Raw genomic sequence first — 19,868 nt, 5'->3', positions numbered from 1 at the left:
GCGAAGCAATCCAGGATCGCTTCACCGCGCTCGCGATGACGCCGGGCTCACGCACCGAGTGCCGCGTCCAGATCCTCGATCAGGTCGGCCGGATCCTCCAGGCCGATCGACAACCGCACCACGTCGGGTCCCGCGCCCGCGGCAGTCTTCTGCGCGTCGGTGAGCTGGCGGTGGGTCGTCGAGGCCGGGTGAATGATCAGGGAGCGCGTGTCGCCGATATTGGCGAGGTGCGAGAACAGCTGCAGGCTCGACACCAGCTTGACGCCCGCGTCGTAGCCGCCCTTGAGCCCGAAGGTGAAGACGGCCCCCGCGCCGTTCGGCGTGTAGCGCCGGGCGAGCTGATGGTACCGGTCGGTCTCCAGGCCGGGATAGCTGACCCACGACACCGCCGGATGCGTCGACAGGTGCTTGGCCACCGTCAGCGCGTTGTCGGAGTGGCGCTGCATGCGCAGCGGCAGCGTCTCGATCCCGTTCAGGATCAGGAACGCGTTGAACGGCGACAGCGCCGGCCCGAGATCGCGCAGGCCCAGCACCCGGCAGGCGATGGCGAAGCCGAAATTGCCGAAGGTCTCGGCCAGAACCATGCCGGAATATTCCGGCCGCGGCTGGCTCATCATCGGGTAGCGCGCGTCGCCGGCCCACTGGAACGAGCCGCCGTCGACGATCAGGCCGCCGATCGAATTGCCGTGGCCGCCGAGGAACTTGGTCGCCGAGTGCACCACGATGTCGGCGCCGTGCTCGAACGGCCGGATCAGGTACGGCGTCGCCATGGTGTTGTCGACGACGAGCGGGATGTTGTGCTTCTTGGCGATCTGCGACAGCGCTGCCAAGTCGGTGATGACGCCGCCGGGATTGGCGATCGATTCGCAGAAGATCGCCTTGGTGCGCGGCGTGATGGCCGCCTCGAAGGAGGCGGGGTCGTCGTTGTCGGCCCAGGCCACCGACCAGCCGAAGTTCTTGTACGAGTGGTTGAACTGGTTGATCGAGCCGCCGTAGAGCTTGTTGGAGGCCACGAACTCGTCGCCCGGCTGCATCAGGGCGTGCATGGTCAGGAACTCGGCCGCGTGGCCGGAGGCCACCGCCAGGGCCGCGGTCCCACCTTCGAGCGCCGCGATGCGCTCCTCGAGGACAGCGTTCGTCGGATTGGTGATCCGCGTGTAGATGTTGCCGAAGGCCTGGAGCCCGAACAGCGACGCGGCGTGGTCGACGTCGTCGAACACGAAGCTGGTGGTCTGGTAGATCGGCGTCGCCCGCGCGCCGGTGGCCGCGTCGGGGGCGGCGCCCGCGTGGATCGCCAGCGTGTTGAAGCCGGGCATGCGGTCGGACATCGTCGGGTCTCCTCAGAGCATCCGAGCCTGTACGCACGCCAGGGAGTGCGGCGCAAGACTCGGACGCGAAGACTCATCCGCGACCGGGCGCGCCGCAATCCCTAGGCGTCCGGCCGATGGCCGATGTCGATATGCGGCTGGCCCGCATCGACAAGCGCACGGTCCACGGCCTCGATGGCGAGCAGGGTCCGGGTCAGGTCCTCGGCCATGGAGATCGGCGCCAGGTCGAGGCCGCCCAGGCGCCGCGCGATGGCGTTCCGCTGGCGGGCCAGGGCGGCCCGCGCCCGGTTCAGATCCTCGATCTCGTCGCGGCGGTCATCCGCGCTCCTTCTCGTCGGGGTGCCTCGCCGCGCTCAGGCGCCCGGCGTCCAGTCGATGTTCGGGCGCTGGGCCAGCATGCGCTCGAAGTAGTTGGCGACGGCCTGCGCCCCGTCCGTGTGCATCATCGCGACCGGATGCGCGAGGTAGGCGCGGGCAAGATCGACGGGGATCCGACCGCCCTGGAGCGCGCTCAGCACCTCGTCGATGAAGGCGTCGTTGGCCTCGTTGAAGTCGTTCGACAGCTTCTTGCGGTCGTTGAGGGCCTTGATCGGCATTCAGCATCCTTGTCGCTCGGAGCCGGGTCGCGCCCGGCCGGAGGGCTGGGGCCCGAACCGGGCCTCGGCGGGGAAGGTTCCGGCCATGGAACCTGACGGACAGGTCCAAATCGCGTGCGCGCCCACACAGCTCGGTAACCTTCCACACACGATCCGTGGAGCGGAGTCCCGCGCTCGAGCGTTTAACGGTCATGACGACCGAAATCACGCGCTCGCATACCGTCGAGATCGTCCCGTGCGTGGACGATCCGCGGTGTTTCCGCTGGATCATCCGCAGCCGCGGCGGCGCGGTGGTGGAGCACTCACCCTACGCGTTCGTAACGCAGAACGGAGCGCGGATCTCCGGAGAGTGCTGGATGCGCGAGCATTTCGCCGACGGTCAGGTGGCATAGGCTGCGGCCGGAACCGGCAGGAGCGGGCACGACCTTCCATGTGGATTGTGCGCGGGTGCTCCCGCGCCGCGCCGGTCCGCCGATGTCAGACGCTCCTGCTGCATTTCGCGCGGACCGGTCCGCCGCCTCGCGCGCGGCCGTCGAGGCCGTCCTCAAATACAACCTTGACGATGCTCACGAACCGTAAGGCATCGGTTAAGCATTGTTCCGCTGGGCTTATTTCTTTGTCAGAACTTTAATCACGCCCGACCAGTATCGCGCCGATTCTGTTTCTGACCAGGGTGCGAACGATGCTGAGCGGCGACGGAACGGTCCGGCACGACGATGCCGCGTCGCCCATGGGCGCGGTGACGTCGATCGAGGGATCCAAGGTCCATCTCGAACTCATCGTGCAGGGCGGCCGGCCCAGGGTGCGCGTCACCGTCGGCAATCTGGTCCGGATCCGTGCCGGAGAGGCGATCCTCGTCGGCATCGTCACCACGCTGTCCTCGGGCAGCGAGCGCGGGCACCGTCCGGGCGCCTACGCGATCCTCGACCTGCTCGGCGAGATAGTCGCGGCGCACGGGGCGCACCGCTTCAGCCGCGGCGTGAGTTGCTATCCGGCAATCGGCGACGATGTGGAACTCCTGTCCGCCACCGACCTCCGGATCGTCCATCAGGTCTCGGCGACCGGTACGGCGGCCGTGGGCGCGCTCTACCAGGATCCCGAGACCCCGGCCTGCATCAAGATCGACGACCTGCTCTCCAAGCACTTCGCGGTGCTCGGTGCGACCGGTGTCGGGAAGTCCAGCGGCGTCACCGTCATCCTGGACGAGGTGATGCGGGCGCGACCGTCCGTGCGCGTCTTCCTGCTGGACGTGCACAACGAGTACGCCGCCAGCTTCGGCGACCGCGCGAGCGTCATCAGCCCGCGGACCCTCAAACTGCCGTTCTGGCTGTTCAACCTCGAGGAGATCGCCGACGTCATCTACGGCGGCCGGCCGGCCGTGGACGAGGAGATCGAGATCCTGGCCGAGGTGATCCCCCTCGCGAAGAGCAAGTACGGCCAGTACAAGGAGGCGAGCGACCGCCAGATCGTCAAGCGGCCCTTCGGCAAGGGCGCCGGCTACACGGTGGACACGCCGGTCCCCTACATGCTGCAGGACCTGCTCGCGCTCATCGACGAGCGGATGGGTCGGCTCGAGAACCGCGTGTCCCGGATGCACTATCACCGGCTGATCACCCGGATCGAGGCGATCCGGAACGATCCCCGGCACGGCTTCATGTTCGACAACGCCAATGTCGGCGGCGACATGATGGGCGAGATCCTGGCGCACCTGTTCCGGCTCGATCCCGACGGGCGGCCGATGACGATCATGCAGCTCGCCGGCCTGCCGATGGAGGTCGTCGACGCCGTCGTGTGCGTGCTCTGCCGCCTCGCCTTCGAGTTCGGCATCTGGAGCGAGGGTGCCGTCCCGCTGCTGTTCGTCTGCGAGGAGGCCCACCGCTTCGCCTCGGCCGACCGGTCGGTGGGATTCACGCCGACGCGCCGAGCCCTGGCGCGGATCGCCCGCGAGGGCCGCAAGCACGGCGTCCATCTCGGGCTGGTCACCCAGCGCCCGGCCGAGCTCGACGCGACGATCATGTCGCAATGCAGCACCCTTTTCGCCATGCGCATGACCAACGCGCGCGACCAGGCCTTCCTGGCCGCGGCCGTTTCGGACGCCACCAACCTCCTCACCTTCGTGCCGTCCCTGGGCACCGGCGAGGTCATCGCCTTCGGCGAGGGCGTCCCGATCCCGGCGCGGATGACCTTCCGGCCGCTGCCGTCGGCCCGTCACCCGCGCAACGACGCGAGCGGCAGGGCCGTCGAGGACGACGCCACCGTCGCCGGCGCGGCCTTCGTCGGCGCCGTCGTCGAGCGCTGGCGCGGCGCCACCATGAACAAGGTCGCCGGGTACGACAGCGATCCGGCCGCGGCGGCGCGCCTCGGGCGCGAGGCGGGCTCGGACAGCCCGCACGGCGCCGCCCTCGAGCAGGTGCATCGCCGTCTTCTCCGCCGCCCCCTCGAGGGCGGCGACCAAGCCCAGACCGGTGCCCAGACCGGAGCCCAGCCTGCCAAGCCCCTCTGGCAGCAGGGCGGGGCATGAGCGAGCCCGCTTTCCCGGAGCGTCGAACCCTGCTCGAGGCCGCCCTCCAGGCGCTCCCTGTCGGGGTCGTGGTCCATGACACGCAGGGTCACTGCGTCCTCGCCAACGCCGCCGCGCGCGCCCTCGGCGACAGGGCCGTCCAGGCGCTTCCCGCCGCGGCGGGAAGCGCCCGGGACGCCGCGACCGTCGAGGCGCTCGACGACCGGATGTTCGAGGTGCGGACGCGGCCGGTCGCCGAGGGCCGGGACGGTTTTACGCTGACGACCCTGACCGACATCACGCACCATCACCGGATCCAGCGGGAGCTGATCACCAAGGCCTTCATCGACGCGCTGACCGGCCTGCCCAACCGGACGATGTTCGAGCAGAGCATCGCGGATGTCCTGGCGGGATCCGCGCCGGGGGACCGGTTCGCCCTGGCCTTCATCGATCTCGACAACTTCAAGCACATCAACGACTACTACAGCCACGCCGCGGGCGACGCCCTGCTGCGCAAGGTGTCCGACCGGATCGGCGGCGCGCTGCGCCCGAGCGACCTCCTGGCGCGGATCGGCGGCGACGAGTTCGTGCTGCTCCTCGCCCCCGTCACCGACGGGGATGCAGCGCTGGAAGCCGTGCGCGCCATCTCGGAGCGCCTGAAGCAGCCGTTCTTCATCGACGGGCACGAGATCTTCGCCTCCGCCTCCATCGGCGTCAGCCTCTTCCCGGAGCACGGCGACAGCTACGAGACCCTCGCCCGGCAGGCCGACAACGCGATGTACCGGGTGAAGGGCGAGCTGAAGGGCGGCGTCAGCGTCTTCGACGACGCGATGAGCCAGGCCGCCACGGCCCGCATGGCCGTGGAGCAGCGCCTCCGGCTGGCGATCCGCGACCGCTGCTTCTGCTGCGCCTTCCAGCCCAAGGTCGACATGCGCTCCCACGCGGTCACGGGCGTCGAGGTGCTCCTGCGCTGGCGCGACGAGGTCGGCATGATCCAGGCGCCCGGCGACTTCATCGCCCTCGCCATCGAGCTCGGGCTGATCAACGAGATCACCCTGCAGCTCCTGGCAGAGACGGTGCAGGCGATGCCCGACATCGACGAGGTGTTCGGACCCGACGTCACTGTGAGCCTCAACATCGCCGCCAAACAGGCCTGCGACGTGCCGTTCATGACCGCCTTCTGCGCGGCTCTCGGCGAGACCGGCCTCGCGGAGCGCTTCGTGCTCGAACTGACCGAGGAGGCCTTCTTCACGACGGGCCGCTTCCAGCGCGAGGTCCTGCCGAAGATCCGGGCGATCGGCGCGCGCGTCTCGATCGACGATTTCGGCGTCGGCTACTCGTCCCTCGCGGCCCTGGCAGACATCACCGCGGACGAGCTGAAGATCGATCGCTCGTTCATCACCGACATCGACAAGCGGCCGCGCAGCCAGATCGTCCTGAAAGCGATCGAGTCGCTCGGTGCGGCGCTGGGCATGACGGTGGTGGCCGAAGGCGTCGAGACCTTCGAGGAGGTCGCCTACCTGCTCGGCGCCACGCAGATCCGCTGCGCCCAGGGCTACTACTTCGCGCGCCCGCTGCTGCTCGACCAGATCCGGCAGGCCGAGCCGCCGCGCATGTCCGGGGCTCGCGGTCCGGCCGCGCGCGGCCGCGCGTCGGACCTGCGCGCGTCGGACCTCCGCGCGTCCAGCCTGATGCGGCGCGCCTGACGTCCGCCGCGCGGCCGCGGTGGCGCGTCAGGCGGCCAGCAGGGGCCGCCACACGCCCGCCGCGTCCGCGGCCATGGCGCAGATGACCGCCTCGTCGATCGAGCGACGCACCTCGACCACGTGCGGCACACCGGGAGCGAGGGGCGCCTCGACGCCGAGGTCGAATCCGTGCCGGCCGTCGCCCACGCCCGCCGCCGCGATGTCGGCGCGGTACTCCGCCGCCACCGTCACCGCCACGATCGTCCCGTCGACCACGATGTCCAAGCATACGGGGGCGTCGGGCTGCGCGGCGTCGTGGGCCCAGCCGGCCACGCGCAGCGCGCCGTCCGCGCGCAGCGCGCAGCGATCCAGCCACGCCCGCACGGCGCCCGGACGCGACGTCGCGCCGGCCCGACGGATCAGCCGCCTGCGCAGGGCGGCGAGCTGGGGACCGAGCGCGGTGCGCGGCGCGTAGGCCTGCGGACCGATCGCGCTGTCGTCCGGATCGCGGCCGTCGAAGAGCCGCCGGAGGCCGGGAGCGGGCAGGAAGCTCTCGGCCGGCGCGCCCTCCGCCAGCAACAGGTCGTGGCTGTCGAGCTCGATATGCCAGTAGGTGAGATCGATCACGCGCTCACCGCGGGTGATGCTGGTTCCGTTGACGAGGTGGCCGGCGGCGACGAACAGCCCGTCCAGCCAGACGGCGTGGTCCGGCGAGACGAGCAGGTCGCGGGCGGGGACACCGTCGTCGAGCGCGCCGGCCCGGATGCGCACGGGCCGCTCGGTCGGCGGGGCCGACGATCCGGGATAGGTGCGGCGACCGATCCACCGGATCGGCCGATGCAGGCCCGCGGCCGTGACGACCCTGTCGCCCACCGCGAGCCGCTCGACAGCGACGTCGCCGCGGTCGGTCCTGATGGACGTGCCGGTGCAGTAGCACGGGGCGTTTCCCGGCGCCGCGGTCCCTTGAGCCGTCCCCGAGGACGATTGAGAAGATCCATTCGACCCGTTGGCGCCCGATGCAGGCGCCGTCGAACCGGAGTTCGACCCGGCCGCGCCCGGCTGCGCTCCGGCCGCGCCGGCGCCCGACCGGAGACCGGCCGTCGCCCCGTACAGACCCGGATCCCGGCCATCCGGCGACGACACGCGGTCCTGCGGCACCGCGACCGCGTTGGGGTTGTTCGAGTAGACGCGGATATAGTCGATGCTCGAGCTGAAGCGGGTGCCCGTCGTCGCCGTGCTCTGCACGGCCAGGTTGGCCAGCAGATACATGGGGCTGTGCAGGTCGGACGGCGTCGCCTGCGAACCGACGAGCTGACCGTCCACGTAGAAGCTGATGCGATCGGCCTGCCAGTTCATGCCGTAGGTGTGATACCCGTTGGGATTGGGCATCTCGCTGTAGACTTGGCGGGTCTGCTGCCAGGTCGTTCCGGGCGGCTGCGGGTCGGTCGTGTGGATCGTGCTGTAGACGCCGCGGTCGTTGTTTCCGTAATGCTCGACGACGTCGAGCTCCTGGTGCCCGTTGGCGCTGCTCGACTGCGGGCTCTGCTGATTCGGCAGCAGCCAGAAGGCGTCCCAGGCATCGGGATTGTTGGAGAAATCCGCGCGGATCTCGAAGTAGCCGTAAGTCTGCGAGAAGTTGCCCTGCGTGCTGATGAGCCCGGACTGCCAGCTCCCCGGATAGCCGGACGCGCTCGTCCCGGGCGGCGCCGCCGTGATCGTCAGGACACCGTTCTGGACGCTGAAGGGATCGTAACCGGACCCGGAATCGAGGAACGAGGACCGGCCGAAGCCGATGTCGGAGTTGGCGTCGTACCGCCACTCGGCGCGAATATCGCGGTAGGTCGTCCCGACCCCGTTCTGCGAGATGCTGCGCGCGTTGAACTCGTCGTCGTAGGTCAGGCGATAGCCCGTCAGATCAAGCATCGACGCCGTCTCATCACCATTCTGGTTCGCCGGACGTGGCGCGCTGTCAAATCAAGATTGCCAACAAGCAATCCGCGAATAGTTAATAATGTCCTGCGTGTCGCGCGGACGAAGTGAGCATCGGCTGCGACAGGCCATCGCCTGAACGCCCGCCGGTCGCGTCGCGCCATCGAGCAGGCAAAGACGACACGGTTAAGGCTGACTAACCGTATCGGCCACGTGGCGCAAATCAGTCACGGCGCCGCGCGGCTGCGGCCGTACTGGCTGACGGTCAATCGAGGCGCCGCACGGAACGGCCGTGACGGGCTGGGGGGCCGGTGACGGCGGGGGCCTCTACCGCGTCATCGCGGCCAGCGGATCGGAACGCTGGGTGATGCTCGACCGGATGCTCGGACGTCGCCGCGCGATGAGCCTCGGGTCCGCCCCTGCTGTCGCCGTAGAGGCTGTTCAGGCAGGCGATCGATGCCGGCCCGCAAGCCATTTCGGCTCCGATCTTCCGGGCCAGAACGCGCGTGCATTGGAAGGAGCCGGCGCAGTCGCTCGCGATCGCGGGGGCAAGCGGCGATCCGATCCAGCACGTGGCCTTGTCCAGGGCGACCGATGAGCGACAGGCCGCGCTCACTGCCCTCTTCGGTCGGGCCGTGCGGCCTCGCGGGTCGGCGGCACCTCACAGGATGCGCTGATCGGACAGTCCCCCGACGAGGAAGCGGCTGCATCCCAGTGGATGCAGTCGCGCCCCGGATCGCGTTGCATCGCCTCAGAGGAAGCCGATCGAGAACCAGGGGACGAGGATGATGGCGAGCAGCCCGACCAGCAGGGCCACGATGTAGCCGACGATCGGGCGCATCCCGGCGTCTGGGTTGATCCGGCTGATGGCGCAGGCGGCGTAATAGCCGACGCCGAAGGGCGGGGCGAACAGGCCGATGCCCATCGCGAGGATGACCACCATGGCGTAGTGGACCTCGTGGACGGCGGCTGCCCGCGCGATCGGGAACAGCAGCGGCCCGAACAGCACGATCGCCGGTATGCCTTCCAGCACCGAGCCCAGGATGATGAAGGCGAAGGCCGAGACGAACAGGAACCCGGGCGCGCCGCCCGGGAGGCTCTTCATCACGTCGGCGAGCGTCTGCGAGAAGCCCGACTGGGTGAGCGCCCAGGCCATCCCGGTGGCCGCGCCGATGATCAGCAGGATCGCGCCGGACAGGGTGGCGGTGGTCACCAGCATCGGGTAGAGCCGCCGCCACTCGAACTGGCGGTAGATCAGCAGGCCGGCCAGCGCCGCGTAGACGATGCCGATGGTCGAGACCTCGGTGGCGGTGGCGATGCCCTCGACCACGGCGAAGCGGATCACGAAGGGCAGCGCGAGTGCCGGGATCGCCACCAGGAAGGCGCGGCCGATGACCCGGCCGGACGGCCGGGCGACGTGGCTCAGGTCCTCGCGGCGGTAGCGCCACCAGACCAGCGCGCAGAGCGTCGCGGCGAGGACGAGGCCCGGCATCAGGCCGCCGGTGAACAGCGCGGTGATCGACACGCCGGTGACCGAGCCGATGGTGATCAGCACGATCGAGGGCGGGATCGTCTCGGTCTGCGCGCCGGTGGTGGCGAGCAGGGCGACGAGGTCGCCCTCCTTGGCGCCGCGGGCCTTCATCTCGGGGAACAGCACGGGGGCGACGGCGGCCATGTCGGCGGCCTTGGAGCCGGAGATGCCCGAGACGAGGTACATGGCCCCGACCAGCACGTAGTGCAGGCCGCCGCGGACGTGACCGAGCAGCGAGGCCAGGAAGCCGACCATGGCTTTCGCCATGCCGGTCATCTCGATCAGCAGGCCGAGGAACACGAACAGCGGCACGGCGAGCAGGATGAGGTGGCTCATGCCCTCGTCCATGCGGCCGACCACCACCATGGAGGGCGCGTCGGTGGTCAGCGTGATGTAGGCGAAGGTCGACAGGCCGAACGCGAAAGCGATCGGCACGCCGGAGAAGACCAGCGCGCCGACGCCGACGACGAAGAACAGCAGCAGGTTGAGGTTGCCCAGCCCCGCCAGCCAAGGCTGGAGGGCGGCGAGCCCACCCGCGACCGCAACGCCGAGCACCAGCGCGCCGGCCGTCATCCGCCAATCGGCCGTTTCGAAGAGGCGGATGACGGCGACCAGCAGCATCAGGCCGAGGCCGATCGGCAAGGCAGCGGCGCGCCACGCATTGTTGAGATCGAGGGCCGGCGTCTGGACGTAGATTTCCTCGGCCGCGAACTCGTAGGCCGGGTGCAGGACGAGGCTCACGAAGATCAGGCCGGCCACCAGCGCGACTGTTTCCAGAAAGGCGCGGGTGCGGGGTCCGGTCATCGCGACGATCGCCGTCATGCGCATGTGCTCGGCGCGGCGGAAGGCGACCACGGCGCCCAGCATGGCGAGCCACAGGAACAGGATGCCGGCGAGTTCGTCCGACCAGACGAGCGGCTCATGGAAGATGTAGCGGCTCACGACGCCGGCGAGCAGCACCCCGATCTCGGCCAGCACCAGCAGGGCGGCCGGGATCTCGACGAGATGACCGAGGAACCGATCGGCGGTCCCGAGCCATGGGTGACCGCTCAGCGGGGGCCCGTGCAGGCCGTGACTGGGCGTTGCCTCGACAGAGGCGGCGGCGGCGATATCGACGTGCATGACACCCCACCCTCAACCGAGCTTGCCGGATACGGCTTCGAGGTGGCTCCAGCCGACTTCACCGAACTTCGCCTTCCAGTCCTTGTAGAAACTCGTCTTGGCGAGAGCGGCACGGAAAGGCTCGCGGTCGACATCGATGAACCTGATCCCTTTCTCTGACAGGGTCGTGCGCAGAGAGTCGCTGAGCCTGGCCACGTCCGCACGCTGATCCTGACCCGAGCGGTCGAACTCCCTGGTCACGATCGCGCGCAGGTCCTCGGGCAGCTTCTGCCAAGCGCGCTTGTTTCCGAGGATCCAGTAGCCGTCCCAGACGTGGCCGGTCAGGCTGCAGGACTTCTGCACCTCGTAGAGGCGCGTCGTGGCGATGATCGGCAGCGGGTTCTCTTCGCCCTCCACGACCTTGGTTTGGAGCGCCGAGTACAGCTCGTTGAAATTGATGGGCGCGGCCCCGGCGTCGAGAGCCTTGAAGAGCGAGGTCAACATCGGTGCTTGGGGCACGCGAATCTTGAAGCCCTTCAGATCCTCGGGCGTCCTGATCTCACGAGTCGAGGAGGTGATCTGACGGAAGCCGTTGTCCCAGCTCTTGCAGATGGTCGTGATCGGCGTCTTGGCGATCTCGGCGCGGACATAGTCGCCGAGCGCCCCGTCCATGGCCTTCCAGACGGCATCGTAATCCTTGAAGGCGAAGCCGGTGTTGGGCAGGCTGGACGCCGGCACGAAGGTCGACAGGATCGAGTGTGAGAGGTTGAAGAACTCGACCGAGCCGTTCCGCACCTGCGACAGCAGGTCGGTGTCCGAGCCGAGTTGATTGGCCGGGAACAACTTGATGTCGACGCGCCCGCTCGTCGCCTCGCGGATCCGGTCGCACGCTTCCTGCGCCCGGACATTGACCGGATGGGTCGGGTCCTGCCCGGTGGCGAGCTTGTAGCCGAATTCGGCGGCCTCGCCCCGGCGCGTGATGATGCCGAAGATCGGGACAGCCGCGGCGCCGGCAAGAAGTGTCCGACGGCTTATGTTGAATGTGCTCACGATGTCACTCCCTGATGATGCTCGGTGGCGCGATCCGGCCTGCTACGGTCTTTGAGATCGCCGGCCTCTGCCCATGCGTGCAGGTCGCCCTTTTGCTGAGCGTTTTTATTTTTTTGATCGAATATTGAATTCGTTAATTGTTTTCAGGCGCTCATCATCGCTCGGAGCGCGCGATGCGACCGAATGAATAGAGAAATCTTTCTACGGCACAGCATGATCGCGGACGCGGAGATCCGCGATCATCTCAATTCAGCTCAGCTATGGGTGCGAGTAGTCGCTTGTTGTCGCGAGCGACGGCTGCGCCTACAGCCAACCGCGGATGCTTCGGGCCATCGCCTCGGTCGAGATGCCGTAGCGGTCGTGAAGGGTCGGCAGCGCTCCGGCGTCGAGGAACTCGTCCGGCAGGCCGACTTGACGGAAGCCGCGCTCCGGCAGGGTACCGTCGCGCATCAACAATCCCGCCACCGCCTCGCCGAGGCCGCCGACCACCGAGTGGTTCTCGGCGACGACCAAGAGGCGCCCACCGCGACGGGCCTCGGCCAGGATCGTCGCCGCGTCGAGCGGCTTGATCGTCGGCACGTGCAGCACCGCTACGTCGACCCGATCCTCGCGCAGGGCCTCGGCAACCTCCAGGGCGCGCATCGTCATCAGGCCCGACGAGATCACCAGCACGTCGCGGCCATCGCGGATCGTCTTGGCCTTGCCCCACTCGAACCGGTAGCCGTACTCGTCGAGCACCAGCGGGACGTTGCCGCGCAGGAGCCGCAGGTAGACCGGGCCTTGATGAGCGACCATGGCCGTGACCATCTGCTCGATCTCGTGCGCGTCGCACGGGTCGAGGATCGTGATGTTCGGCATGCCGCGGAAGATCGCGACATCCTCGGTCGCCTGATGGCTGGGCCCGTAGCCGGTGGTCAGGCCGGGCAGCGCGCAGGCGATCTTGACGTTAAGGTTCTCCTCCGCGATCGCTAGGCAGATGAAGTCGTAGGCGCGCCGCGCCGCGAACACCGCGTAGGTGGTGGCAACCGAGACGAACCCCTCGCGGGCGAGGCCGGCGGCCGCGCTCATCAGGAGCTGCTCGGCCATCCCCATCTGGTAGAACCGGTCAGGGTGGGCCTGCGCGAAGATGTGCAGGTCCGTGTACTTGGCCAGATCCGCCGAGAGGCCGACGATGTCGGGCCGGGTCTTGGCGAGTTCCACGAGGGCGTGGCCGAACGGGGCGGGCTTCGTGCGCTGCCCAGGGGCGGCCAGCGAGGCGATCATCGCCGAGGTCTTGGCGCCGCCACCGACGCGCGGCGCGGGCCTCTCATATTTCGAGCGTCTCACTGCACCCTCCCCTCGTCCAGGATCTCCAGCGCCTGCGTCCACTCGGCCGGCTCGACCCGCAGGAAGTGGTTGCGCTCGCGCTCCTCGAGGAACGGCACGCCCTTGGCCATCTTCGTGTCGCAGATGATCACCCGGGGTTCGGGGCCCGGATGGTGCCGGGCGGCATCGAAGGCCTTCACGAGCGCGTCGAGGTCGTTGCCGTCGACCCGCTGAACGAACCAGTTGAACGCCTCGAACTTCGGCGCCAGCGGCTCGAAGTTGAGAACCCCGTGCGAGGGGCCGTCCGCCTGCATGCCGTTCACGTCGACGATGCCGATCAGGTTGTCGAGCTTGAACGACCCGGCCGACATGGCGGCCTCCCAGGTCGAGCCCTCGTCGAGCTCGCCGTCGGAGAACAGGTTGTAGACGAAGCTCTTCGCGTTCTTCCGCTTCAGGCCCAGCGCCATGCCGACCGCGATCCCGAGCCCGTGGCCGAGCGACCCGCCGGTGATCTCCATGCCGGGCGTGTAGGCGGCCATGCCGGACATCGGCAGGCGGCTGTCGTCGCCGCCGTAGCTCGTCAGCTCGTCCTCCGGGATGATCCCGGCCTGGATCAGCGCCGCGTAGAGGGCGATGGCGTAGTGGCCGATGGAGAGGCAGAAGCGGTCGCGGCCCTCCCATTCCGGATCCTCCGGACGGTAGGTCATCGCGTGGAAGTAGCTCACCGCCAGCACATCGGAGATGCCCAGCGCCTGGGCGATGTAGCCCTGGCCCTGGACCTCGCCCATCAGCAGGGCGTGGCGGCGGATATTGTAGGCCCGGTCGGCCAGCGAGATGTTCGAACCCTCGTGGGGCCGTTCGGTTGACATGAGGTCCTCCCTCTCAGTGGATCAGCATGCCGCCGTTCACGTCGATCACCGCGCCGGTGATGTACGCGGACAGGCCGGAGGCCAGGAACAGGCAGGCATTGGCGATGTCGTCGGCGACGCCGAGGCGGCCGAGCGGGATGCCCTTGGCGATCTCGACCTTGAGCTCGGGGGTGAGCTTGTCGCCGGTGATGTCGGTCTGGATCAGACCGGGAGTGACGGAATTGACCCGGATGCTGTCAGCGCCCAGTTCGCGGGCCATGGCCTTCTGCAGGCCGAGGACGCCGGCCTTCGCCGCGGAATAGTGCGGACCGCCGAAGATGCCGCCGCCGCGCTGGGCCGAGACCGACGACATGCAGACGATCGAGCCGGATTTCTGCTTCCGCATCTGCGGGACCACGGCCTGGCTCATGTAGAGCGTGCCGCGCAGGTTGACGTCGGTGACCGCGTCGTAGTTCTCCGGTCCCACATCCATCAGCTTGAGCGGCTGGGTGATGCCGGCGTTGTTGATCAGCACGTCGATCGAGCCGAGGCGGGCGATCGTCTCATCGGCGGCAGCTTGGCATGCGCCCCGGTCGGTGACGTTGCAGGCGAGGCCGAGATGGCCGTCACCGAGGTCGCGGGCGGCCGCCTCGGCCTGGCCGGCGTCGAGGTCGAGGATGACGACGCGGGCGCCCTGCTTCGCGAAGAGCCGGGCGGTGGCCTTGCCGATGCCGCGGGCGGAGGCCGCCCCGGTGATCACGCAGACCTTGTTCTCGAGAAGCATGTAGACCCTCCCTGCAAACCGGCCGAACCCGGCTTCTTCTGCGATGGGAGGCGGAGAAAGCGTGGCATGAAGCCAGCTCACCCTCTTGGGCCGCGCTCTGACGGGCGTCAGCGTCTGAGCCGTTTCCTCGCGTCCTATCGTTGACGCCCTTATGGCTGCCCGAGAGGCAATGAACAAACGCGAAGATTGCATTCAAACATGAATGAAATTCATTAAACGCTATTCCAGCTCCGAGCTAAGCGATACAGACAGTTCTCTAGCGAGCCAGCGCGCGAAGATCCTCAGAGGTTCGCGCCGTCGCGATGATGGCGGAAAGACGAGATGGTGACCGGTGTAGTGGATATCCACTGACCGACCTGCAAGCGGTGCCACGAGGCGTCCGATCGTCATTTCCCGTTCCGCGAGACGCGTCGACTCCAGGGCGACGCCGAGGCCGTCGGCCGCTCCGGTCAATGCCAGGAAGCTGCGGTCGAAGCGCAGGGCTGCGGATGCCGGCGCCGTCAGGCCGTTCTTGTCGAACCAGTGCGGCCAGCGCACCAGTTTCGTGTCGCTCTGGATCAAGGGATGCCGGAACAGATCGGACGGCTTCTTGATCTGCTCTGCTCGCGACGGGTCGCAGAGCGGTGTCACCGTTTCAACGCCGAGAGGCATGCGCAGCAAGCCCTCGCCGCGCGGGGGGCCGTAGACGATATCGGCATCGAACTCGTCGTTGGTGAAGCGCGCGTAGTCCATGCCTGCGGCCAGTCGCACCTCCATCCCAGGATGGTCGCGCAGAAAACCCGACAGCCGGGGCGTCAGCCACTGTGCGGCAAAGCTCGGGGCGCAATGCAGGCGCAGCAATTGCGAGCCGCGCGTCGAGATCATGTCGAGCCCGCGATGCAGCTCGGCGAAAGCCCGGCTGACGTGGTCGAGGAGCGCCTCTCCCGCTGTCGTTGGCGCGATACCCTGCCCGACGCGCTCGAAGAGAGGCACGCCGAGCGACTCCTCGAGCTTGCTCATGGCGTGGCTGACAGCGCTGGCCGAGAGGTTCAGCTCGCCGGCAGCCTCCTTGAAAGAGCGACGTCGCGCCGCTGCCTCGAAGATGCGGAACGCGGACAAAGGAAGATCCGAAGCCATGACGCTATCTTAAAGTCTTCCATTTTACGAGAGTATCGCATCGCCTATTTGCGAGCAGTTTCCTCACGATGCTTGATCTTGTTGCGCTGACTGCATCCGCGACAATGAATAACGCGTCACGATGCCCTACTCGCCTTATGACCGGTCGCCTTCCGGGTTGAGGGTCTAGGCATTCCATAGGGGCACCTGCCGCATGAGATGATGCGCCAGTGTCTGGTCGAAGCAACACCTATCGGACCGCTTCCCCTTCTGTCCGCGCGGGGAACCAGCGCGCATCGGTCCAATCAGCAGGATCGAACCGGAGGCAGCATGTCCGCTTCGAGACGAAAGCGCGACATCCGATTGCGATCCTGAGCGGACAATCAGGACCGGCTCCGGCAGCCCGACACGGTCGTCGCGTTCCTCGCACGCCCACTTTTCTGGACGCGCTTCGGATCCGGGGACCGGTCGCGCGAAAATCCATGAGGCCGTACAAGCTGGACGAGGATAGACCGGGCTGCCCCTCGAACTCGGCTCGACTGGTATCGGTGACGCTGTACTCGACGTTCTCGAGATCAGTCGACCCGGTGGCGACGACCAAGCCGACCACCTACAGGCCACACAGGTAACCGCTCACCTGATAGAAGCGGCGTCGGTCTGAGCGAGCGTGCGGAGCCGGCAGAGGCTTGCAGGCGAGATCCGGCACATCGGCCGCGAGTCTATCGATCGTCAGCTCACCCGTCAGTGGAGATGGCGTGGTAGCCGCCGGCCATCCTGCCGATGAGCGGCCTCGCGTCGCGGCTCACACGCTGGTGACGTCGGGCGCGCTTCCGCGTCGTGAGGGGGCAAGAGCGCCCTCGATCAGTTCATCTTCCGGCGCCGGTCCTGCACCTCTTGCTGCGCAAGCTTCCGGCCCAGCGATATCAAGAGCGCGTCGGCCAGCGCTTTCAGAGCCGGATCTCGCAACTCCACAATCGCCTGCTGTGCGGCGATGGCGCGATCGGCGGCCCGGTCGAGCGCGGTTTCATCGGGGCGGCGCGTGCCCTCCGCGAAAGTGCCCTCGCTCATCCGCAGTGAGGTGATGTCCACGAGGATGCCGCCACCACCGACCGGTCGCCCCTGATGATCAGCGGTGAAGCGGCCTCGCGCCAGAACCCAGCGGGTCTGACGGTCGACCGAGATGACCCTGTACTCGGTCAGGAAGGTGCTACCTTCGCCGGCGCTGCGCCGGATCAGATCGAGAACCCGCACCCGATCCTCGGGGTGTATGGCTTCGACGTATTGGGTCAGTGGAACGCCCGCCTCCGCCTGCTGCGGGTCGACATCGAAGAGCAGCGCCACGAAGGCGTCCGAGCGCGCGCAGTCCGTCGCCGCGTCCCACTCCCACTGGCCGATGACGTCGAGTTCATCGAGCGCCGACTGAAATGCCTTCGGACACGTCTGACCGCCAAGGGATCGGGGCTTCGGCACGCCGTACCTGCTCTCGCTGTTCGCTCACACCCATGTGACCTGTCGCACGACACAACCACAAAGGGCAAGCTTTGCGCTAGCACAACCGTTGCGCTTCACACGCATTCAAATAGAATTTGAAACGGTATAACAGTGTACACGGCGCGTGCGGGACGCCGAGACGGAGGCCTATGAGCAGCAAGACGCCGCCCCCCAGCGCCCTTCATCATGAGGAGGAATGCTGGGTCTCGACGCTTCGGCAACAGAGAACGGAACGGCTCCTGAGTCGTATCGCGGAAGCGGTGCAGGTGCCGCCCTCTGCGTTCTACAGGCCACCGAACGCCGTCGATGCGGGAGCGTCCGCCGCGGCAATTCCGGTGGCCCCGGTCGCCAGCGACGCTGAGTGCGCGGAGTTGCTGGCCGCTTTCAATTTAGTCCGTGATCCTGAGGATCGACGCAGGCTCCTGGAGCTGATGCAGAAGACGGCCGAGCGCGCCTGAGGCTGAACACCGGCCCTCCGCCCGGTGAGCCGATCGGGACGTCGCGACGTGGAATATGCGACCGCCTCAGAATCCGATCCGATCGGCCGCCTTCCTGAGCGCCGGCGATGGGCTGCCTATCCAGCTGGTGCGGCCGTTCTCATACAGCCGGCCCCACGCGCGCCGCCCGCCCGGCGCGAATATCACCTGAAGTTTATGGTCGAGGCAGTCGTGGACCTTGCACACGTCAGCGAGCAGGTAGGTTTCGCCATCCGCTTTTACTTCTCTGGAAGGTTGGGACGGTCCGTTCGACGTGCGGCTATAGGCCGTCACCCACTTCGGCACTGAAGGACCACTTCTCAGCATCGCGTTGTAGGCGCGCTCGTAGTCGGGTCGGCGCAGCAGATCGAACAGGTAGACATCCGCAGCAGCGGCCGGTCCGACAGCGACGAGACTGAGTACAGCGAAGACTGTGTGCATAAGAATGAGAATAGCTCAGCCGCCGGCGCCGGCAACTGCTGGACCCAAGACATCAGCCTTAGCAATATGGTCCGCGGTATGCGACACCCGTCTGGTTCTTCCAGACCATTATCTCCGGCCCCGCCGACACCGCCGCGCGGGGCTATTGTGCATTCTGCTCTTCAGACGCGCTCTCAGGCTGTTAGGGTCCTGATTGGGGCTGATGCTCGGGTGGGTGGGGATGAGCCCTGCCCGCGAGCCGTATCTGCCCGACGTTTCCGATGAGGAACGGGCGCCGGTCGCGCACGAACTGACGCTGCTGCGCGAGGATGCCGGTCAGCGCGAGCATGCGTTGCGGGAGGTGTTCAGCGCGCTGCGCCACATCGTCAGGACCGGCTGCCTGTGGCGGCTGAGGCCGCACGACCTGCCGCCCTGGTTTGCCGTGTATCGGCAGGCGCAGCGCGGACTATCAGGTGGCTGCTTCGAGCAACGGGCCGAGGATCCGCGCGCGGTGCTGCACCTCGCCGCGGGTCGGGCGCCGGAGCCGACCGCAACCATGCTCGACGGCCGGACCTCGCGCTCCTCGCCCGAGAGCGGCGAACGAGCGGGCTACAATGGGGCCAAGCGCGAGAAGGGCTCGATGCTGCGCATGGCGGTGGAAACCCTCGGCCCTCTCCTGACGCGGCACGTCACTTCAGAATCAACCCTTGGGCGACTCGACGTGTCTCAGTTCCATGAAAAGTATAGTCGCCGGCAACGCGCGTCGTTATATTTCTGTTCACTTCGGTAATTTAATTTCTGCATTGTTTCCGAGTCGAGCTTGATCAATTTCGAGCGCCGTTGTCCATGAGCCCGCCGAAAAAGCGGCGCGTTGAGTCAGAAAGATAGCGATCCATGTCTTCGATCACCCTGTCGGCCGCGACGCGTCAGAACCTGCTCTCGCTGCAGGACACCGCCCAGCTGATGTCGACCACCCAGAACCGGCTCGCGACCGGCAAGACCGTCAACTCCGCCCTCGACAACCCGACCAACTTCTTCACCTCCCAGGCCCTCGACGGACGCTCCTCGAGCCTGAACTCCCTCCTCGACGGCATCTCCAACGGCATCCAGTCGATCCAGGCCGCCAACCAGGGCATCACCTCGATCCAGAAGCTGGTGGGCCAGGCCAAGTCGATCGCCAGCCAGGCGCTCTCGACCCAGCTCTCCACCACCGGCACCGCCGCCAACGCCTACAGCGCCAGCACCGCCTCCTCGACCGTGCTCCTGACCATCAACGGCAGCTCGGTCTCGGCCACGGTCGCCGCCTCCTCGAGCGTCAGCGCCACGGTCGCGGCGCTCAACGCCGCGGTCAGCTCGGCCTCGACCTCGTCGAGCGGTGCCTTCGGCGCCGGCGCGATCTTCTCGGCCGACAGCACCGGCACCAAGATCGTCCTGAACGCCCAGGCGGACGTGGAATTCCAGAACTCCGGCAGCCAGACGGCGCTCGGCTTCACCGCCTCGGCCACCACCGCCTCGACCTACGGCACCGCCGCCAGCACCGTGATGTCCAGCGACCTGTCGATCTCGGGCGTGACGCAGCGCGCCTCGCTGGCCAACCAGTACAACAACCTGCTCAACCAGATCACGCAGCTCGCCAGCGACGCCAGCTACAACGGCGTCAACCTCATTGCCGGCAAGGGCAATGACATGAACATCAAGTTCAACGACACCGGCAGCTCGAACCTGAACG

17 protein-coding genes and 1 pseudogene are annotated in these 19,868 nt (G+C 67.6%); 6 read left to right on the top strand and 12 right to left on the bottom strand.

The genetic code is table 11. The annotated features are described in order from the left end of the window. Positions 1–47 precede the first annotated feature (47 nt). The 3 genes from H288_RS0104335 to H288_RS0104325 form a co-directional block, all read right to left on the bottom strand. A complete protein-coding gene (locus H288_RS0104335; protein WP_020091369.1) occupies positions 48–1,328 on the bottom strand; it encodes an O-acetylhomoserine aminocarboxypropyltransferase in 1,281 nt (426 codons plus the stop codon). A 101-nt stretch (positions 1,329–1,429) separates the two neighbouring features. Continuing rightward, positions 1,430–1,630, bottom strand: coding sequence for a hypothetical protein (locus H288_RS0104330; RefSeq protein WP_026604655.1), 201 nt, complete (start codon positions 1,628–1,630; stop codon positions 1,430–1,432). A 51-nt stretch (positions 1,631–1,681) separates the two neighbouring features. Further along, complete coding sequence (locus tag H288_RS0104325; RefSeq protein ID WP_020091367.1) at positions 1,682–1,924, bottom strand: hypothetical protein; 243 nt, start codon at positions 1,922–1,924, stop codon at positions 1,682–1,684. Positions 1,925–2,115: 191 nt separating this feature from the next. On the opposite strand from H288_RS0104325, the gene H288_RS0104320 reads away from it, so the two are divergent. The 3 genes from H288_RS0104320 to H288_RS0104310 all read left to right on the top strand — a co-directional run bounded on the left by H288_RS0104320 (position 2,116) and on the right by H288_RS0104310 (position 6,130). After that, positions 2,116–2,316: a hypothetical protein gene (locus H288_RS0104320; protein WP_026604654.1), complete on the top strand. Its 201-nt coding sequence runs from the start codon at positions 2,116–2,118 to the stop codon at positions 2,314–2,316. A gap of 290 nt (positions 2,317–2,606) precedes the next feature. Next, positions 2,607–4,445, top strand: a complete 1,839-nt coding sequence (locus H288_RS0104315) for an ATP-binding protein (RefSeq protein WP_020091365.1) — start codon at positions 2,607–2,609, stop codon at positions 4,443–4,445. Beyond that, a complete protein-coding gene (locus tag H288_RS0104310; RefSeq protein ID WP_020091364.1) occupies positions 4,442–6,130 on the top strand; it encodes an EAL domain-containing protein in 1,689 nt (562 codons plus the stop codon). Before H288_RS0104315 ends, H288_RS0104310 begins: the two co-directional genes overlap by 4 nt. A 27-nt stretch (positions 6,131–6,157) precedes the next feature. Here the strand turns inward: H288_RS0104310 and H288_RS0104305 are convergent, their stop codons facing one another. The 8 genes from H288_RS0104305 to H288_RS0104265 all read right to left on the bottom strand — a co-directional run bounded on the left by H288_RS0104305 (position 6,158) and on the right by H288_RS0104265 (position 17,222). Beyond that, positions 6,158–8,032, bottom strand: a complete 1,875-nt coding sequence (locus tag H288_RS0104305; RefSeq protein WP_020091363.1) for a Hint domain-containing protein — start codon at positions 8,030–8,032, stop codon at positions 6,158–6,160. Between the two features lie 757 nt (positions 8,033–8,789). Next, positions 8,790–10,691 carry a TRAP transporter large permease subunit gene (locus H288_RS0104300; protein WP_020091361.1) on the bottom strand — a complete coding sequence of 634 codons (1,902 nt, stop codon included), beginning with the start codon at positions 10,689–10,691 and terminating at the stop codon, positions 8,790–8,792. 12 nt (positions 10,692–10,703) lie between these two features. Next, complete coding sequence (locus H288_RS0104295) at positions 10,704–11,720, bottom strand: TRAP transporter substrate-binding protein (RefSeq protein ID WP_020091360.1); 1,017 nt, start codon at positions 11,718–11,720, stop codon at positions 10,704–10,706. A 303-nt stretch (positions 11,721–12,023) separates the two neighbouring features. After that, positions 12,024–13,046, bottom strand: a complete 1,023-nt coding sequence (locus tag H288_RS0104285) for a transketolase family protein (RefSeq protein WP_026604653.1) — start codon at positions 13,044–13,046, stop codon at positions 12,024–12,026. After that, positions 13,043–13,894, bottom strand: coding sequence for a transketolase (locus H288_RS0104280; protein WP_020091357.1), 852 nt, complete (start codon positions 13,892–13,894; stop codon positions 13,043–13,045). The genes H288_RS0104285 and H288_RS0104280 overlap by 4 nt, the downstream gene beginning before the upstream one ends. Before the next feature lie 13 nt (positions 13,895–13,907). Further along, positions 13,908–14,657 carry a glucose 1-dehydrogenase gene (locus H288_RS0104275; protein ID WP_020091356.1) on the bottom strand — a complete coding sequence of 250 codons (750 nt, stop codon included), beginning with the start codon at positions 14,655–14,657 and terminating at the stop codon, positions 13,908–13,910. A gap of 219 nt (positions 14,658–14,876) precedes the next feature. Beyond that, a complete protein-coding gene (locus H288_RS0104270) occupies positions 14,877–15,773 on the bottom strand; it encodes a LysR substrate-binding domain-containing protein (protein ID WP_020091355.1) in 897 nt (298 codons plus the stop codon). A gap of 840 nt (positions 15,774–16,613) precedes the next feature. Next, positions 16,614–17,222 carry a PAS domain-containing protein gene (locus H288_RS0104265; protein ID WP_020091354.1) on the bottom strand — a complete coding sequence of 203 codons (609 nt, stop codon included), beginning with the start codon at positions 17,220–17,222 and terminating at the stop codon, positions 16,614–16,616. A 170-nt stretch (positions 17,223–17,392) separates the two neighbouring features. Between H288_RS0104265 and H288_RS32110 the strand changes: the two genes are divergently transcribed. Beyond that, positions 17,393–17,701, top strand: a complete 309-nt coding sequence (locus tag H288_RS32110) for a hypothetical protein (RefSeq protein WP_020091353.1) — start codon at positions 17,393–17,395, stop codon at positions 17,699–17,701. Between the two features lie 66 nt (positions 17,702–17,767). Here the strand turns inward: H288_RS32110 and H288_RS33780 are convergent, their stop codons facing one another. Beyond that, a complete protein-coding gene (locus tag H288_RS33780) occupies positions 17,768–18,160 on the bottom strand; it encodes an Ivy family c-type lysozyme inhibitor (RefSeq protein WP_081636440.1) in 393 nt (130 codons plus the stop codon). A 220-nt stretch (positions 18,161–18,380) separates the two neighbouring features. On the opposite strand from H288_RS33780, the pseudogene H288_RS32105 reads away from it, so the two are divergent. Together H288_RS32105 and H288_RS0104250 are read left to right on the top strand one after the other, a co-directional pair. Continuing rightward, positions 18,381–18,833 (top strand): annotated as a pseudogene (locus H288_RS32105) (IS5/IS1182 family transposase); the annotation flags it as partial. A 200-nt stretch (positions 18,834–19,033) separates the two neighbouring features. Continuing rightward, on the top strand, positions 19,034–19,868 hold an 835-nt coding region (locus tag H288_RS0104250; RefSeq protein WP_020091351.1), incomplete at its 3' end, for a hypothetical protein.

This window comes from Methylobacterium sp. 285MFTsu5.1 (assembly GCF_000383455.1).
GTDB lineage: Bacteria > Pseudomonadota > Alphaproteobacteria > Rhizobiales > Beijerinckiaceae > Methylobacterium.
This window is presented reverse-complemented; position numbering and strand designations above follow the sequence as displayed.

What these genes read in the sequence shown, in the direction of transcription:
- H288_RS32110 (WP_020091353.1), top strand. Translation starts at nt 17,393, where the DNA reads ATGAGCAGCAAGACGCCGCCCCCCAGCGCCCTTCATCATGAGGAGGAA.
- H288_RS0104275 (WP_020091356.1), bottom strand. Translation starts at nt 14,657, where the DNA reads ATGCTTCTCGAGAACAAGGTCTGCGTGATCACCGGGGCGGCCTCCGCC.
- H288_RS0104270 (WP_020091355.1), bottom strand. Translation starts at nt 15,773, where the DNA reads ATGGCTTCGGATCTTCCTTTGTCCGCGTTCCGCATCTTCGAGGCAGCG.
- H288_RS0104280 (WP_020091357.1), bottom strand. Translation starts at nt 13,894, where the DNA reads ATGTCAACCGAACGGCCCCACGAGGGTTCGAACATCTCGCTGGCCGAC.
- H288_RS0104300 (WP_020091361.1), bottom strand. Translation starts at nt 10,691, where the DNA reads ATGCACGTCGATATCGCCGCCGCCGCCTCTGTCGAGGCAACGCCCAGT.
- H288_RS33780 (WP_081636440.1), bottom strand. Translation starts at nt 18,160, where the DNA reads ATGCACACAGTCTTCGCTGTACTCAGTCTCGTCGCTGTCGGACCGGCC.
- H288_RS0104335 (WP_020091369.1), bottom strand. Translation starts at nt 1,328, where the DNA reads ATGTCCGACCGCATGCCCGGCTTCAACACGCTGGCGATCCACGCGGGC.
- H288_RS0104305 (WP_020091363.1), bottom strand. Translation starts at nt 8,032, where the DNA reads ATGCTTGATCTGACGGGCTATCGCCTGACCTACGACGACGAGTTCAAC.
- H288_RS0104325 (WP_020091367.1), bottom strand. Translation starts at nt 1,924, where the DNA reads ATGCCGATCAAGGCCCTCAACGACCGCAAGAAGCTGTCGAACGACTTC.
- H288_RS0104310 (WP_020091364.1), top strand. Translation starts at nt 4,442, where the DNA reads ATGAGCGAGCCCGCTTTCCCGGAGCGTCGAACCCTGCTCGAGGCCGCC.
- H288_RS0104315 (WP_020091365.1), top strand. Translation starts at nt 2,607, where the DNA reads ATGCTGAGCGGCGACGGAACGGTCCGGCACGACGATGCCGCGTCGCCC.
- H288_RS0104320 (WP_026604654.1), top strand. Translation starts at nt 2,116, where the DNA reads ATGACGACCGAAATCACGCGCTCGCATACCGTCGAGATCGTCCCGTGC.